Below are 15,833 nucleotides of genomic sequence, written 5' to 3'. Positions count from 1 at the left end.
CATCAACTCCTCTGGAGGGGCAGGAAACAGGCGACTTCCTGGCTGGGTTTGCTGGTCAGATCGATCTCGGCCCAGCAGAACTTGCCGTTCTTCGTCGGTTCGGCGTGGTACCGGTCGGCGAGAGCGGCGACGAGGAACAGACCCCGGCCGCCCTCGCTGTCCGCGTCGGGCAGAGCCGGCTGGGGCAGGACCGGGCTCGTGTCGCAGACCTCGATCCGCAGGACGGCCTCGTCGAGACAGACCGCGAGCGAGACGGATCCGGTGCCGGCGTACTGGACCGCGTTGGTGACGAGCTCGCTGACCAGCAGTTCGGCTGTGTGCACCACCTCGGCGCCCAGTCCCGAGCCCCAGCCCGCTATCGCGTCCACGGCCTGGTGCCGGGCCTGGCTTGCTGCGGCGGGCGTCGCGGGTAGGGAAAGAGCGAGCTGGTGCGCTTCCATGAGCGGCCTCCCGGTGTAGGTGGGGCCACACCAAGCAACCAGTCCGTCGCCGTGAGTGGTGAGACCTGACGCGGGCGATGCATGACTTATGCAGGGGCTGCATCACGGCCAACTACGGCTGATCTATGCTCGATTGAGCAGGCAGGATCAGCGACGGCGGAAGGAGCCGTGGCAGATGGCCGACGCGCATGGGGAAGCGAGACGGATCGGAGACCGGATCCGTCGGGCGCGGGTGTTACAGCGGCGTTCACAGCACGGCGTGGCCGCAGCGCTGGGGTATCACCAGTCCAAGGTGAGCCGTCTGGAGAGCGGTCGCGGCACGGAGGACATCCGCGTACTACGCGCCATCGCGCAGGAACTGAACATCCCGCCTCATGAGCTGGGCCTCGCCCCGTCTCAGGACGTCTCCGCCGCCGATCGAGAAGCTGACGACATGCACCGCCGCACCTTCCTCGCCGCGAGCATCGCAGCGCTCGCGGCCCCGGCCGGCTCTTCGGCCTCGCACACCGCCCTCGTCCAGGCCCTCCTGCCCGGTCCCGGCCCTGCGGGCACCGGTGGCCCCCAGGACACGGCCGTCCTGTACGAACGCGTCGGATCAGCACTGAGGCTCTTCCACACCTGCCAATACACGGAGTTGGAGCGCACCCTCCCGAGCCTGATTGCCGACCTGCGACTGGCGGTCGGTGATGCGACGGACGGGGACACGGTGTCCCGGCTCCTGGCCACGGCGTACCAGACGACGACGAGCTTGCTGCTCAAGCAGCACGACCAGGGCAACGCATGGCTCGCCGTCGGCCGGGCGATGGCCGAGGCCGAACGCTCGGGTGATCCGGTGGTCCTCGCCTCCAGCGTCCGTGTCCAGGCCCACGTTCTGGTCCGTGAGAAGCACGCCACGGAGGCAGTCACGCTGGTTCGGCACACCGCTGACCAGCTCACCGGCTCCTACGACCGGCGTTCACCGAAGTACCTTGCCGCCGTGGGACTGCTGCTCCTGCGCGGTGTGACCGCGGCCAGCAGTCGTGGTGATCGCGCGGCCACGAAGGAATTCCTCACCGAGGCGAAAGAAGTCTCGCGTTACGTCACTCTCGACCGGCCCGACGCCTGGGCCACCTTCAGCCCGACCAATGTCGCCCTGCACGAGCTGAGCGCTCTGGTGGCTTTCGGCGACGCCGGCCTCGCCCTTCAGGCGGCCCGGCCCCTCATGCGTCGGCACATCCCGGTCCCCGAGCGCCGCGCCGCACTATGGGTCGAGGCGGCCCGCGCCTACAGCCAGCAGGGCCGCCTCGCCGACGGCTACCAGGCCCTGCGCATCGCCGAGACCTGTGCCGCCCAGGACATCCGCCGCCCCGATGTCCGCCACCTGGTCGCCGATATGGCCGCCCGCGACCGCCGACGTACCCTGCCGGAACTGCACCACTTCAGTCGCCAACTGGGAGTCCCCGCGTGACCGAACCGACCGCTCCGGACAAGAAGCCCTTCCTGTACGTCGTCGTGTGCGCTGCGGGCGTTGCCCGAGATGTCGGCAAGCTCATCACCGCCGCCCAGGAGGCCAACTGGGACGTCGGCGTCGTCGCCACACCGCAGGGACTCGGCTTCATCGACACCAAGGCGATCGAGGCACAGACCGGCTACCCCATCCGTTCCGCCTGGCGTTCACCGGGAGACCCGCGCCCCCTGCCCCCGGCGGACGCGATCGCCGTGGCTCCCGCCACCTTCAACACGATCAACAAGTGGGCCGCCGGGATCTCCGACACCCTCGCCCTGGGCATCCTGTGCGAGGCGTACGGCATGGACATCCCGACTGTGGTGCTGCCTTACCTGAACTCCGCCCAGGCCGCCCATCCCGCCTACCAGCAGAGCTTGGATCGGCTGCGGGGCATGGGTGTTCTGATCGGCTCATGCGAACCGCACCGGCCGAGGGCTGGCGGAGCGACGGAACGCTTCCGCTGGGACGAAGCGCTGGAGTTGCTGGAGCCTCTGGTCAGCACGGCGCGGTGACGCCCTCCGTCACTCGAAAGCTGGAAGCGGACGAGGGAGAGGTGTCTTTCCACCCACTGGCGGCCTCACGGGCGCGAGGCCGCCAGTGCCGGAATTACCGGTGTCGCGCGGGGGCCGCAGGCCCAGGCTGTGACGGGCTCGGCGGCGTCTGGCCAGGCTGTGCCGGTCGTGGTGTCACATACGTGTCGGCTTGCGCGGTTCGTGCTCGGGCGCTGGGGGCCTGTCGGGCGGCGAGGCGTTGGATGCGCCAGGTGAGGGTGCTGGCGGTGGAGCGGGCGTCGTCCAGGGTGCGCTGGCGGGCGGCGTGCTGGAGGAGCTGGTCAGGGTCGTGGCCGGCGGTCTCGGCTTCGGTTAGGGCGGCGGCCAGTGCAGGCCAGGCGGGGTCATCGAGGGTCTGCTGGGCGTGATGGGGCAGCATCACGAGGACGCGCTGGGCGTGCCGTTCGATGGTGCGGGCCGGTGGTTGGCGCTGGGCCAGAGCGGCCAGCGGCTCGGCAGCAGCCTGTCGGTAGGCGGCATGCAGGTGGAGCAGGGCTTGGTGCGCGGCGGCGACCTGCTGGTCGTGCCGGCGGACCTGGTGCCAGCGCGCTGCGGCGATGACGACGAGGACGGCGATGTCGAGGAACATCGCCAGGCCGGAGCCGTCGCCGGTGACTGGCGTGGTGCGCAGGGCGCGGACAGCGCCCCGGAGAGCGCGTGCCTGGTCCTGCTGGGCGCGGATGCGGGAGCGGGCGGCGCGTTCGAACGCGGTGGCGGCCTGCTGCAGATGTGGCCGAAGGTGGCTGGGGGCGAGCAGCGGCAGGATGTCGATGGCTTCGCCAAGGGCCGCGATGTGGGCCTGGGCGGTTGCGTCGTCGCCGTGGTCGAGGTGGTGGGGGATGCGCCCGGCCGCGGCGGTGGCCTGGTGCCAGGGATTGGGCTTGCGTCGGCAGCCCGGCTCGGTGACGGGCGCGACGTCGATGGCAGTGAGGCGTTCGCGGATCTTGGGGTAGGACAGGTCGGGGGCGAGTTTGGCACCGGAGAACCAGACGGGTTCACCAGTGGCGTTGGTATCGCCCTCCACGGCGACCTTGTACCCGCGCACGTCACCGGAGGGAAAGTGCTGCACGTCCACAAGGACGCCCTCGACGCCGTCGAGCAGAAGGAGGAACTCCTCCGGGCTGGTGGCGATGGACACTAGCTGGCGGACGGTGGTGCGCAGGCGTTCGCGGGAGGTCTGGGTCTTGCCGACGCGGCGGGCCTTCTCCGTCTCGGCGCGGGTGGGGCGCTTGGCGGCGGTGCGGTCGCCGCGTACGACCTGCTTGAGGCCGTATTCCTTCTCGATGGCGGCGAGTTCCTTGTCGGCGGTCAGGTAGTCGTTCCAGTGGCGGGCGATGCGCAGGTCGCCACGGACCTTGGTGGCGGCGATGTGGATGTGGTCGTCGGCGTGGCGGACGGCGACCCACCGGCACCCGTCCGGATCGCCTTGTGGCGCGATGCCAGTGGCTGCCACAACGCGGCGCGCGATGTCCGCCCACTCGGCGTCGGTGAGGTGCCGGTCGCCGGGGGCGGCACGTACCGAGCAGTGCCACACGTGCCGCTCGGGCGCCCGGCCCAGTCGGCGGGCTTGCTTAACCCGCAGGTCGAGGTCGGCCACGAGCCGCTTCTTTGTGGCGTCGAAGCCGTCGGCGCGGCCGGGATCGGGAGCGAAGCCGTCCCAGGAGGCGACCAGGTGCGGGTCGGTGTGGTCCTTGGCCTTCTTCGTGTCGAACAGATACCGGATCAGACCGGCGGTGCTCTTGCCGCTGCCGATCTTGGCGATCACCAGGCCGCCTTCACGGAGACGGCGTGGTTCATGGTCTGCGCGATGTCGCTGATGGCGCCGCAGACGGCGACCAGGGTGCGTTCGGTCTGGGCGAGGACGATGGCGTCCACAGGGTGTGGATCGCCTCCGGCGTTGAGGCGGTGCGCGATCTGGTTGACGTTGTTGCCGATGCGCGCGACTTCGGCCCGTAGGGCGTCGAGCTTGTCGAGGCAGTCATCGAGCTGGGTGCGCTGCCCGGCCAGGCCCACGGCGAGATCACCGTCGAGGTAGGCCGTGATCACGGCGCCGACGAGGTGGGCGCCGGCGATGCCCATCTTGCGGGCACGGGTAAGGATCCGGGCCTTCTCATCGCTGCTGTAGCGGACATCGACACGTTGCTTGCGCTGGACGCTCTCGCGGGTACGGCGGCGAGCGATGCGACGCAGGGTGACTTCGTCGGCGGGGGCGGCGGGCGACTGTTCGGCTGCGTCGCCGGGCGTTACCTCCTCGGGCACCCCCTGGTGCCCGAGGCCCTCCGCCACCCCCGGGGCGGAGGTGCCTGCGTCGGACCGGCCCTTGGACGGTCCAACGCCATACCTTGCTGCGCTGGTGGCGATGGTCATCATCTGCGTCCGGTCGGTGGCGAGTTCGGGGTGCTGGTCGTGCATTGAGGGGTTCTCCGTGCGGTGTTGGGGGGCGAGGCCGTGTCGCCTAGTGGGCCGCTCGTCCCCGCTCCGGGCTGTGCGGGAACGAGCGGAGGGGGTCGATCGGGGTGGGGCGGCGGCCCTCAGCGCGTGCCGACGGGGGCCGTGTCGGGCTCGGCCTGTCGCTGGCGGGCAGCCCGGTCGAGGTCGGCCTGTACTCGGTCCTTGAGCTGAGTGAGACGGTCCTTGCCGATGCGGTACTCAGCGGCTCGGATGGCCGCCTCGATGTTGCGGCGTGAGGCACGGTCCCCGCGTCCCAGCGGTGCGGTGCGGGCGATGGCGAGGAGTTCGTCGAAGGTGACATCCCGTTCGTGGCCCTCGTCTTTGGAGAGCGGCTTCGGGGCCCGCGGCACGTTGGCGGCTGCCTCCGCCAGGTCTGGGCGCTCGGCCACGTCACGCGAGCTCTGTGCCTCCTTTGGCAGGAAGTCATCGTCTTGCGAACGGGCAGGCCGCATGGCGCTGTGCGTGCCGTTGTGGCTGTGGCCAGAGGAGTTGTGGCCCGGTGTGGCGGCGGCCTCTTCGCGCAGACTCGTGGGGTGGCGGCGGATGACGAGGTCGAGGTGGACCGCGCCGGCCAGGGCGAGCGGAGCTATCGCGGACAGGGCGCCGACGGTGACATCGTCCAGATGGAGCCCGGCGGTGTGTGCCTGCTGGTTGAGGCGGACGGCGTGCATAGCGTTCGCCCAGATGCTCGTGACGGTGGCGAGGCCGACCAGTGCCCAGACGTACAGGCGAGAACGCCAGGGCGCGGTACGGAGGATGAGCAGGGCGGCGACGCCGATGGCGATGAACCCGTCGATCACGAGGGGGAAGGCGTAGGTGAGGACTCCGCGGATGTGGATGGCGACGGCCATCTGCCGCAGGGCGTCGTAGGAGAGGGCGAAGCCGATCGTGCCGACCAGGGCGACCCCGAGGCGGATCGCTACGGTCACTGGCGGCACGGGGGCTTGGGCGGTGCGTGAGGGCAAGCGTGGTACTCCAGGGGGAGACGGGTGCCTAGGCACGGTGCGGGGTTGCCAGTGGGGAGGGCGGCGGACTCGTCGCACCCGTCGCATGCCTGGTCAGGGCAGGTACGGGAACCTGGCGTGATACGGGAGGACCCGTCACAGTTGCCGGACCCGTCACGGGGATGACCTGCGGTGCGACGTGTGCGACGGGTGTTTACGGGTGTACGGCCGACCCGTGACGTGTGGTCTCACCGCCGTCGGGTGGCTGCTCCTCGGGGCAGTAGCGGGCCCAGGCATCGGTGAACTGTGCGTGGGCGAATCCCCGGGCCTGCCGTCCGCCTTCGAAGCGGAGGACGGCTGCCTGGATACCGAAGTCCTTCAGCAGGATCCCCAGGTAGCGCGGGGTCAGACCGGTGTTGCGGTACTCCGCCCACGGCGCCTCCTGGTCCTTGAGTAGCTCTTCCAGTAGGTCCCGCGTGCGCACGGTGTCAGGATCGCCGTAGCACGCGAAGACGCGGCGGATGTCCTTCAGCAGGCGTGTCTTCACGTTGGACTCGTCGTCCTGGCCGACCTCGGCGGCACACATGGCCACGCACGCTTCGCGTGCTCGCTCCGGCCAGGAGTCGCCTGCCAGTTCGGCGACGACCACCAGCGGTTCCCAGGTGTCGGCCGCACGGTCCTGCACCGGCATCGGCGGCACCAGGTCGGCTGCGGTGTCCATCAGCGGGCGCAGCCAGGCAGTCAGCCGGTCACGTAGGGCGTGCAGGGCGGGTATGTCGCGGCGGGAGCGGAACTGTTCCACCCGCTCACCTGGCTTGCGCCGCTGCATTCGGATCACCACGGCCCGGTCCATGACCGTGTCCGGCAGGTCCCCGATGCCGGCGAGCGCGGCCATGGCGAAGGTGGGGAACGCCTGCGGCTTGTGCTCCGGCCCGGAGATCCGCAGGGCGGGCCGGTTGCGCTGGTGGCCGGCGGTGAGGAGGCCACGCAGCTCCTCGTTCTTTTCGGCGGCCTTGATGCTGCCGAAGATGGTGTCGGCCTCGTCCACCAGCAGGGTGGGCGGGTCCGCACCGATGGCGCGGAAGACCACCGCCGGGCTGGTGTTGACCGTGATCAGCGGCTCGCGCACAGTCTCGGTGAGCACGTCCAGCAGGCGGGACTTACCGCACCGCTTCGCAGGCCCGACCACGGCGAGGCGAGGTGCGTGCTGGAGGGCGGGCTGGATGTGCGTGGCCGCCACCCACAGCGTGACGGCGGTCAGCGCCTCACTGCTGGGCAGGATCACGTACCGCGCGATGGCTTCCTGCAGCTCGTCCAGTAGCTGTGCGCCTTCTCCGGGCTGCCCTGGCTCGTCGTCCTCCGAGGTCGAGGCTTTCGCGGTGGCGTCCTGGCCCAGGGCGGCGACGGGCGGCCAGGTGGGTATCGAGGATGCGGCGGAGGAGTCGGGGGACGTAGATTCGTCCATAGGCGTTCCTTCCCGGTGGGCCGGACGGGCAAGGCCCGGCCCACCGATTCGATCGTTCAAGGGCGATGGGGGCGGGGACTCTGTGGCTCTCGGCGGTGGCTCGCGGAGAGCCGCTTCGCTGTCCCGGCAGGGCGGCTTCAGGCCGTGAGGTCGTACGCGGACTGGGCGTTCACCCAGGCGTCCACCTCGGACCAGCGGTAGCGGAGGTGGCGGCCGACCTTGTGCACGTTGGGGCCGAGGCCCCGGTACTTCCACTGGTAGAGCGTTTTCACCGGCACCCCGAGATAGGCAGCGACTTCCGCCGGGGTGGCCAACGGGCCGCGCCGGGCAGCGTCGGCGGAGGAAGGGGCGTTCGCGCTGCGGAGAGAGGTATTCGGCACAGGGCTCCTTTTCGGTCTTGGACAGCGTGCCTGGACAACACAGCCACACCGCCAGCGAAGAAGTCCAGCGTTGGTTCTAAAACTCTCCACTAATTCCCTCGGCGTGGCTGGGAGGGGTAATAACCGTAGAGGTGGATCGGCCGTTGACCAAAAAGTTGGCGACTACCTCCTCATCCCTGATCGCCCGGGGGGCACCGACCGGGCCCGTCTCGTCGGTTGGTGCAGGCCGGAGCCTGTCTGGGCAGGTGATCAGGTGAGCTGAAGCAAGCGGTGAGCACATCATCGGTTACCGGCTCAAAACGCCCAAAGTTCACGCGTGACGGCAAGTTAGCACGGCGACTCCCGGAATTACTCGTCCGTGCCTCGTGAATGGGCGAGATAAACGCCACGCCGCCCCACGGTCACCCTGCAACGACTTTTGTAGAGTTTTAGAGCCAACTCTTGCCATAAAGGTCGGCTGCAAGTTACAGCTACCTGTCATGGCAACTCGACCCGTTGAAATAGGCCCCGCCGGCCTCCACGCCGCCCACGCCATAGAGCGAATACGCATCGCGCGCGGCCTGACCCAGCACCAGCTGGCTGCCCGATGCACCGCGCTGGGCCGCCCGATGTGTAACACAGCCCTCAGCCGCACCGAGCGCGCCCACCGCCGCTGTGACGTCGACGACCTCGTCGCGATCGCCGCCGCCCTCGGCGTCTCGCACGCAGTCCTGCTGCCTCTGGAGACCTCTCCGCTCCGGACCTGGGAGCGCATTCAGGGGGTCCTTCTTGGCTGACGTGTACGACCGCTGGCACAAGTCCCACCCCAAGCCCACCGAGGCCGAGTGCGGTGAACACAAGAGCCGTACGCGGCAGATGGTCCCCACCGCCGATCATGGCGTCGGCAAGCGGTGGCAGGTCCGCTACCGCGATCTGGACGGCCGCCAGCGCAAGGAGAACTTCGACACCAAGGCTGAGGCGGACAACCGGGCCGCTGAGGTCGACGTCGAGATCCGGCGCGGTTCCTACGTCGTGCCAGCCGAGACGAAGCAGACGCTCGGCGCCTACGCACAGAAGTGGTTGGACGCGAACTCCGTCGGTCCGACGACAGCCCTCCGCTACGAGGCAACGGTCCGCAACCACATCGTCGAGCACCTCGGGCGACGCGAGCTTCGTTCCCTCAACCAGCCCTCGGTCATCCAGGGCTGGATCCGCACCCTCCAGGACGCCCGCCTGGAGGTGTCGACGATCGAGGGCATCTTCGACATCCTCTCCAGTATCCTCGGCGCGGCCGTGGAGGATGGGCTCCTGCCGAAGAACCCCTGCAAGGCGAAGTCGGTCAAGCTGCCGACCGCGACCAAGAAGAAGATCATCCCTTGGCCTCTGGAGCGCGTCCGGGCAGTCCTCGCCGGCCTGCCCAAGCGCTTCCAGGCCGGCGGCAAGCTCGCCTTTGGCTGCGGCCTGCGTCAGGGCGAGGTCTTCGGCTTTGCCGTCGAGGACATCGACTTCAAGACCGGCTGGATCCACGTCAACCGCCAGGTACGGCTCGTCGGCACGAAGCCCGTCTTCGCCCTGCCCAAGGGGAACAAGATCCGATCTGTGCCTCTACCGGCCCAGCTTGCTGCCGCCCTCAAGGCCCACACGAAGGAGTTCCCGCCGGTCGAGGTCACCCTGCCGTGGGCCAAGCCGGACGGCGAGCCGAAGACCTTCCGTCTCCTCTTCGTCGACCAGAAGGGGCGGGCCTACAACCGCAGCGTCTTCAACATGGGCGACTGGAAGCGCGCTCTGGCTGCCGCCGGCGTGATCCCTCCCCGCGAGCGCGGTGCGAGGTACCTCCAGGCGGCCCCCGAAGACGGGATGCACGCCCTCCGGCACGCCTACGCCTCCGTGCTCCTGGACGCGGGTGAGAGCATAAAGGCGCTCTCCGAGTACCTCGGCCACTCGGACCCGGGCTTCACGCTCCGGACGTACACGCACTTGCTGCCGTCCAGCGAGACCCGCACCCGCAAGGCGATCGACGACGCCTTCACGGAAACGGAAGCCGAGGCGGAAAACGACGGCGACCCACCCGCAGCCCAGGGCACATCAGCACCCCCAGCAAAACCAATGTGCCCTCAATGTGCCCTGGCCGCCTGACGGCCCTCCCCCGGCACCAAAAAGGGCGAGGTCCGAAGACCCCGCCCAACCCGCAAGAAACCCCAGCTCAGAGCCGATCAGGGCCACACCAAGCAATACGGCTGGTGCCCCGCCTCATGCAACCGATGCGAGAAGTCCTGCCACTCGTGCAGCAGTTGGTAGACGTTGAACGCGTCTCGTGGGCCGCCGCGGTCCGGGACCGTCGACCAGATGAAGGCCGCCGCTCCGACCGCCTCCTCGCCGATGCCGCGCAGGGGGTCGACGACCGTCATGGGGAGCTTGACGACCGCGTAGTCCGGGTGCAGGACGACCAGCTCCAGGGGCGGGACCTTGTGCAGCGGGACGCCCTCGATGCCCGTCAGGACCATCGCCGCCATGGTCTCCGGCTTGATCTTCGTGAACATGCCGTTCATGCCGAGCTCGTCGCCGCCGAGTTCCTCGGGACGCATCGAGATCGGGACGCGGGCCGCGGTGGCGCCGTCGGGCGCGCCGAAGTACTTGTACGTCACCCCCACCCGACCACCATTCCCGCTCCCGGACCGAAGATCGTCCACTCGGCGTTCAGTACGTCCGTCGAGGCGCTCCGGTTCACTCGGCCGACCCTGGGCCTGCCGTGTCTCCTGCGTGTCCTCCGCTTCGCGCCGGTGCCTTCCCCGCCGGGCACGTCGAGGACCCAGGTCATCGGTCCCCTCGCCCAGTCCGCCACCGCGATGCATATCTCCACCCGACTGCTTTTCCAGAACGCGTCGCCCCCGCCGCGCAACCCGATCATCGTGTCAGTGACCTCCCCCACGGCCGCCCGCCGAAACGTGCGCTGAAACATCTGTCCGCAGGATCTTCGCAGCCTTCGACCAGCGTGGAGCCGGCCGAGCTGTGTGTATCAGGTCCCAGTCTCGCAGACGACGGGGGCCCGGGGTCCGGTCGTCCCACGCCCTCGCCCCCGGCCCGCTGGCCTACCCTGAACAGGTCAATGGCACCCGGAGCCCGACTACGTCGGAGAAGGTCGGAGAAGTCGCAGGTCATGAGCGAACTGTCATATCCGTATGAAGCACCGGCCTCGCAGGCTCTGTTCGACCGCGCGGCGGCCGTCACACCCGGCGGCGTGAACTCCCCGGTCCGGGCCTTCCGGGCCGTCGGCGGCACGCCACGGTTCATGGTGTCCGGGACGGGCCCGTATCTGACGGACGCGGACGGCCGGGAGTATGTGGACCTCGTGTGTTCCTGGGGTCCCATGATCCTCGGGCACGCGCACCCCGAGGTGATCGCGGCCGTGCAGGACGCCGTCGCCCGGGGCACGTCCTTCGGCACGCCCGGTGAGGGCGAGGTCGCGCTCGCCGAGGAGATGGTCGCCCGGGTCGCGCCGCTGGAGCAGGTCCGGCTCGTGTCCAGCGGGACCGAGGCGACCATGTCCGCGATCCGGCTCGCGCGGGGCTTCACCCGGCGCACGAAGGTGGTCAAGTTCGCGGGCTGCTACCACGGCCACGTCGACTCGCTGCTCGCCGCGGCCGGCAGCGGCGTCGCCACCTTCGCGCTGCCCGACACCCCGGGCGTCACGGGCGCCCAGGCCGGCGACACCATCGTCCTGCCCTACAACGACCTCGACGCCGTCCGCGAGGCCTTCCGGGCCCACCCCGGCGAGATCGCCTGCGTGATCACCGAGGCCTCCCCGGGCAACATGGGCGTCGTACCGCCCGCCGAGGGGTTCAACCAGGGCCTGAAGGACCTCTGCTCCGAGAACGGCGCCCTCTACATCTCCGACGAGGTCATGACCGGCTTCCGGACCAGCCGCGCCGGGTGGTTCGGGGTCGACGGCGTGGTCCCGGACCTGATGACCTTCGGCAAGGTGATGGGCGGCGGCTTCCCCGCCGCGGCCTTCGGCGGACGCGCGGACGTCATGGCGCACCTGGCCCCGGCCGGGCCCGTCTACCAGGCCGGCACCCTCTCCGGGAACCCCGTCGCCACCGCCGCCGGCCTCGCCCAGCTGCGGCTGCTCGACGACGCGGCCTACGCGAAGGTCGACGCCGTGTCGAAGGAGATCCAGGGCCTGGTCACCGAGGCCCTGACCAAGGAGGGCGTCGCCCACCGGCTGCAGACCGCCTCGAACATGTTCTCCGTGTTCTTCACCGACCGGCCCGTGCGCAACTACGAGGACGCCAAGACGCAGGAGTCATTCCGCTTCACCGCGTTCTTCCACTCCCTGCTCGCGAACGGCGTCTACCTGCCGCCGTCCTCCTTCGAGTCCTGGTTCGTGTCCACGGCGCACGACGAGCGAGCCGTGCAGAAGATCGCCGACGCCCTCCCGGCGGCGGCCCGCGCGGCGGCGGAGGCGACGGCATGAGCGACGTGACGAGCCCCCACGGCGACCTGAGCGGCACGAGCAGCAGCACGAGCGACCAGGACATCACCGTCGTCCACCTCATGCGGCACGGCGAGGTCGCCAACCCGGACGGCATCCTCTACGGCCGGCTGCCCGGCTACCACCTCTCCGAGCTGGGCCGCCGCATGGCCGACCGGGTCGCGGACCACCTGGCCGGGCGGGACGTGACGTACGTCGTCGCCTCGCCGCTGGAGCGCGCGCAGGAGACGGCCGAGCCGATCGCCAAGGCGCACGGGCTGGACCTCGCCACGGACGAGCGGCTGATCGAGGCCGAGAACATCTTCCAGGGCAAGACGTTCGGCGTCGGGGACGGGGCGCTGCGCAAGCCCGGCAACTGGCGGCACCTGGTCAACCCGTTCCGGCCGTCCTGGGGCGAGCCGTACGTGGACCAGGTCGTGCGCATGATGAGCGCGCTGGGCGCGGCGAAGGACAAGGCCCGCGGGCACGAGGCGGTCGTGGTCAGCCACCAGCTGCCCATCTGGATCGTGCGGTCCTACGTCGAGCGGCGGCGGCTGTGGCACGACCCGCGCAAGCGGCAGTGCACGCTCGCCTCGCTGACGACCTTCACGTACCGGGGCGACCGGATCGTCTCCGTCGGCTACAACGAGCCGGCCCGCGATCTCGTCCCGGCGCATCTCCTCGCGGGGGCGAAGCCGGTGAAGGGCAAGGACAAGGCGTTCGGCGCCTAGGGCCGGACCAGTACTGGGCCCGACCGGTACAGGGCCTGATCGGTACAGGGCCTGACCCTTTCCGATCGCTTTCGACTCCTTCGTTACGGAATCTGCGCATTTGGGCGGAACCTCCTCGACCGTCACGTCCTCTGACTGGGTGACCACCAGAGAACGTGACGGATCGGGGAAGCCATGCGCCCTTACTCCCGCAGGGGAATGCTCTCAATCGGCGCGGGAGCCGCCGCCGCTGTCTCGCTCGCCGGGTGCGCCGGCCTCACGGGGTCGGACGATTCGAGCCATGCCGACGGTTCCGGCGGCGACAGCGCGCAGGGTAAGCCGAAGCCCGAGCCCACCGCCCGCCCCATCGGCGACGGCTCCACCGCCTACACCGGCAAGCAGCCCCACCAGCCCGCGAAGCCCGAGCCGCTCCAGCCGGGTCAGGCGCCCCCGCAGTTCGTCGTGTTCTCCTGGGACGGCGCCGGCGAGGTCGGCAACGGCCTCTTCCCGCGCTTCCTCGACCTGGCCAAGGAGCACGGCGCGAGCATGACGTTCTTCCTGTCCGGGCTGTACCTGCTGCCCGAGTCGAAGAAGCGCCTCTACGACCCGCCGAACAACCCGCGCGGCGCCTCCGACATCGGCTACCTCACCGACGCGCACATCAAGGACACGCTGAAGAACGTCCGCCGCGCCTGGCTGGAGGGCCACGAGATCGGCACGCACTTCAACGGCCACTTCTGCGGCGAGTCCCACGGCTCGGTCAAGAACTGGACGCCCCGCCAGTGGCGCAGCGAGATCGACCAGGCGAAGTCCTTCGTGAAGCAGTGGCGCACCAACACCGGCTGGACGGACCTGCCGGCGCTGCCGTTCGACTACGACAAGGAGCTCGTCGGCGGCCGCACGCCGTGCCTGCTCGGCCAGGACAACCTGCTGCCCACCGCCCGCGCGCTGGGCTGGCGCTACGACGCCTCCTCCCCGGGCGGCCGCCAGGTGTGGCCCGTGAAGCGGCAGGGCATCTGGGACCTGCCGCTGCAGCAGATACCTTTCCCCGGCCGCCGCTTCGAGGTCCTCTCGATGGACTACAACATGCTGGCCAACCAGTCCCTGAACTCCACGAAGGCGCCCGCGCACAACTACCCGGGCTGGCGCGAGCAGTCGGCCCAGGCCTACATCCAGGGCTTCAAGCGGGCATACGAGACAAACCGGGCACCTCTCTTCATCGGCAACCACTTCGAGCAGTGGAACGGCGGCATCTACATGGACGCCGTCGAGGAGGCCTTCAAGCACATGGCGCGCGAGAAGGACAAGGGCGGCGATGTGCGTCTCGTCTCTTTCCGGCAGTACGTCGACTGGATGGACGCGCAGCGGCCCGAGGTGCTGGCGAAGCTGCGGACCCTCGATGTCGGGCAGCAGCCGGCGGGCGGCTGGCGGGAGTTCCTGAAGGCGACCCCCACGGGCTCGGGTTCGCCCTCCTCGAACGCCGCCTGAAATGCGGTTTTCCGCCCGCAAGGGGGGTGGGCGAGATCCCCGGAACGGACATGCGAAACTTTTCACATGAGTGCCGCCAGCCGCGCCCCCCAGTGCTCGAACCGCACCCGTAGCCGCGCCGCCCTGCTCGCCGCCGGTGCCGCGGCCGCGGCGCTGGTCCTGTCCGCGTGCAGCTCCGGCGGGACGTCGGGCGGCGGCGGTGACACCAACTTCGTCCTGGGCAAGGACGGCATCGCCACCGCCGACAAGGGCGAGCGCGCCGACGCCCCGGACCTGTCCGGCAAGACCGTCGACGGCAAGCAGCTGGACGTCGACGACTACAAGGGCAAGGTCGTCGTCGTCAACGTCTGGGGCTCGTGGTGCCCGCCCTGCCGCGCCGAGGCGCCCGGCTTCCAGAAGGTCTCCCAGGACCTGAAGGACCAGGGCGTCCAGTTCGTCGGCATCAACACCCGCGACACCAGCACCGGCCCGGCCCTCGCCTTCGAGAAGGCCTACGGGGTGACGTACCCGAGCCTGTACGACCCGACGGGCAAGCTGATGCTCCGCTTCGAGCGCGGCACGCTCAACCCGCAGGCGATCCCCTCCACGCTCGTCTTCGACCGGGAGGGGAAGATCGCCGCCCGCTCGCTCCAGGCGCTGAGCGAGGAGAAGCTCCGCAAGATGATCGCCCCGGTCCTCGCGGAGAAGTGACGTGACCTCCGCAGTCACCACGCTCGCGGCGACGGGCTACAACGGCACGGTGCTCAACGGCGCCCTGCTGGCGGCCCTGCCCATCGCGCTGCTCGGCGGTCTCGTCTCCTTCTTCTCCCCCTGCGTCCTGCCGCTCGTCCCCGGCTACCTCTCCTATGTGACCGGCGTCACCGGTACCGACCTGGCCGAGGCCCGGCGCGGCCGGATGGTCGCCGGCGCCTCGCTGTTCGTGCTCGGCTTCACCGCCGTGTTCGTCTCCTCCGGCGCGCTGTTCGGCTACTTCGGCGACACGCTCCAGGCCAACCGGGGCGTGCTCTCCAAGGTCCTGGGCGGGCTCATGATCCTCATGGGCGTGTTCTTCATGGGGCTGATGCCCTGGATGACCCAGCGCGAGTTCCGCTTCCACAAGCGGCCGGTGACCGGCCTGGTCGGGGCGCCGCTGCTGGGCGCGCTGTTCGGCATCGGCTGGACGCCCTGCATCGGCCCCACGCTCGCCTCCGTGCTGGCGCTCTCCTCCAACCAGGGCAGCGCGGGCCGCGGCGCCATACTGACGGTGGCGTACTGCCTCGGCCTGGGTGTGCCGTTCGTGCTCGCCGCGGTCGCCTTCCGCAAGGCGCTGGGCGCCTTCGGCTGGGTCAAGCGCCACTACGTCTGGGTGATGCGCATCGGCGGCAGCATGATGATCATCACCGGTCTGCTGCTGCTGACCGGCGCCTGGGACGTCATCGTGCAGGACATGCAGTCCTGGTCCAACGGCTTCACTGTGGGGATCTGATCG

General features: G+C 69.8%; 16 protein-coding genes. 9 read left to right on the top strand and 7 right to left on the bottom strand.

The window, feature by feature from the left end; genetic code table 11:
• Positions 1–2: 2 nt before the first annotated feature.
• Positions 3–440 carry an ATP-binding protein gene (locus CHR28_RS30105; RefSeq protein WP_094056867.1) on the bottom strand — a complete coding sequence of 146 codons (438 nt, stop codon included), beginning with the start codon at positions 438–440 and terminating at the stop codon, positions 3–5.
• A 175-nt stretch (positions 441–615) separates the two neighbouring features.
• Between CHR28_RS30105 and CHR28_RS30100 the strand changes: the two genes are divergently transcribed.
• Together CHR28_RS30100 and CHR28_RS30095 are read left to right on the top strand one after the other, a co-directional pair.
• Entirely contained in the window at positions 616–1,887 is a 1,272-nt protein-coding gene (locus tag CHR28_RS30100) for a helix-turn-helix domain-containing protein (RefSeq protein WP_094056866.1), read from the top strand.
• A complete protein-coding gene (locus tag CHR28_RS30095; protein ID WP_094056865.1) occupies positions 1,884–2,438 on the top strand; it encodes a flavoprotein in 555 nt (184 codons plus the stop codon). Before CHR28_RS30100 ends, CHR28_RS30095 begins: the two co-directional genes overlap by 4 nt.
• 94 nt (positions 2,439–2,532) lie before the next feature.
• On the opposite strand, the gene CHR28_RS30090 is transcribed toward CHR28_RS30095, so the two are convergent.
• From CHR28_RS30090 to CHR28_RS30070, 5 genes are all read right to left on the bottom strand, one after another.
• Positions 2,533–4,242 (bottom strand): relaxase/mobilization nuclease domain-containing protein, encoded by a 1,710-nt coding sequence (locus tag CHR28_RS30090; RefSeq protein WP_094056864.1) that lies wholly within the window; start codon positions 4,240–4,242, stop codon positions 2,533–2,535.
• Positions 4,239–4,889: a MobC family plasmid mobilization relaxosome protein gene (locus CHR28_RS30085; protein WP_094056863.1), complete on the bottom strand. Its 651-nt coding sequence runs from the start codon at positions 4,887–4,889 to the stop codon at positions 4,239–4,241. Before CHR28_RS30085 ends, CHR28_RS30090 begins: the two co-directional genes overlap by 4 nt.
• Positions 4,890–5,008: 119 nt before the next feature.
• Positions 5,009–5,866: a DUF2637 domain-containing protein gene (locus CHR28_RS30080; protein WP_094056908.1), complete on the bottom strand. Its 858-nt coding sequence runs from the start codon at positions 5,864–5,866 to the stop codon at positions 5,009–5,011.
• Positions 5,867–6,086: 220 nt separating this feature from the next.
• Positions 6,087–7,337 (bottom strand): DUF3631 domain-containing protein, encoded by a 1,251-nt coding sequence (locus CHR28_RS30075; protein ID WP_094056862.1) that lies wholly within the window; start codon positions 7,335–7,337, stop codon positions 6,087–6,089.
• A 137-nt stretch (positions 7,338–7,474) separates the two neighbouring features.
• Positions 7,475–7,717 (bottom strand): helix-turn-helix transcriptional regulator, encoded by a 243-nt coding sequence (locus CHR28_RS30070; protein WP_094056861.1) that lies wholly within the window; start codon positions 7,715–7,717, stop codon positions 7,475–7,477.
• Between the two features lie 479 nt (positions 7,718–8,196).
• Between CHR28_RS30070 and CHR28_RS30065 the strand changes: the two genes are divergently transcribed.
• Complete coding sequence (locus tag CHR28_RS30065; RefSeq protein ID WP_058081475.1) at positions 8,197–8,493, top strand: helix-turn-helix domain-containing protein; 297 nt, start codon at positions 8,197–8,199, stop codon at positions 8,491–8,493.
• Position 8,494: 1 nt separating this feature from the next.
• A complete protein-coding gene (locus CHR28_RS30060) occupies positions 8,495–9,832 on the top strand; it encodes a tyrosine-type recombinase/integrase (RefSeq protein WP_058081476.1) in 1,338 nt (445 codons plus the stop codon).
• Between the two features lie 77 nt (positions 9,833–9,909).
• Here CHR28_RS30060 and CHR28_RS30055 read toward each other — a convergent pair whose 3' ends face one another.
• Entirely contained in the window at positions 9,910–10,347 is a 438-nt protein-coding gene (locus CHR28_RS30055; protein WP_003974483.1) for a hypothetical protein, read from the bottom strand.
• Positions 10,348–10,853: 506 nt separating this feature from the next.
• Between CHR28_RS30055 and hemL the strand changes: the two genes are divergently transcribed.
• The 5 genes from hemL (at position 10,854) to CHR28_RS30025 (ending at position 15,830) form a co-directional block, all read left to right on the top strand.
• Positions 10,854–12,170 carry a glutamate-1-semialdehyde 2,1-aminomutase gene (gene hemL / locus CHR28_RS30045; protein ID WP_094056860.1) on the top strand — a complete coding sequence of 439 codons (1,317 nt, stop codon included), beginning with the start codon at positions 10,854–10,856 and terminating at the stop codon, positions 12,168–12,170.
• Positions 12,167–12,898, top strand: a complete 732-nt coding sequence (locus CHR28_RS30040; protein WP_373453401.1) for a histidine phosphatase family protein — start codon at positions 12,167–12,169, stop codon at positions 12,896–12,898. Before hemL ends, CHR28_RS30040 begins: the two co-directional genes overlap by 4 nt.
• A 174-nt stretch (positions 12,899–13,072) precedes the next feature.
• Positions 13,073–14,365 carry a polysaccharide deacetylase family protein gene (locus tag CHR28_RS30035; protein ID WP_094056859.1) on the top strand — a complete coding sequence of 431 codons (1,293 nt, stop codon included), beginning with the start codon at positions 13,073–13,075 and terminating at the stop codon, positions 14,363–14,365.
• A 66-nt stretch (positions 14,366–14,431) separates the two neighbouring features.
• Entirely contained in the window at positions 14,432–15,055 is a 624-nt protein-coding gene (locus CHR28_RS30030; protein ID WP_094056858.1) for a TlpA family protein disulfide reductase, read from the top strand.
• Between the two features lies 1 nt (position 15,056).
• Positions 15,057–15,830 (top strand): cytochrome c biogenesis CcdA family protein, encoded by a 774-nt coding sequence (locus CHR28_RS30025; protein ID WP_094056857.1) that lies wholly within the window; start codon positions 15,057–15,059, stop codon positions 15,828–15,830.
• Positions 15,831–15,833 lie beyond the last annotated feature (3 nt).

The organism is Streptomyces sp. XY006 (genome assembly GCF_002237655.1).
Taxonomy (GTDB): domain Bacteria; phylum Actinomycetota; class Actinomycetes; order Streptomycetales; family Streptomycetaceae; genus Streptomyces; species Streptomyces levis.
This window is presented reverse-complemented; position numbering and strand designations above follow the sequence as displayed.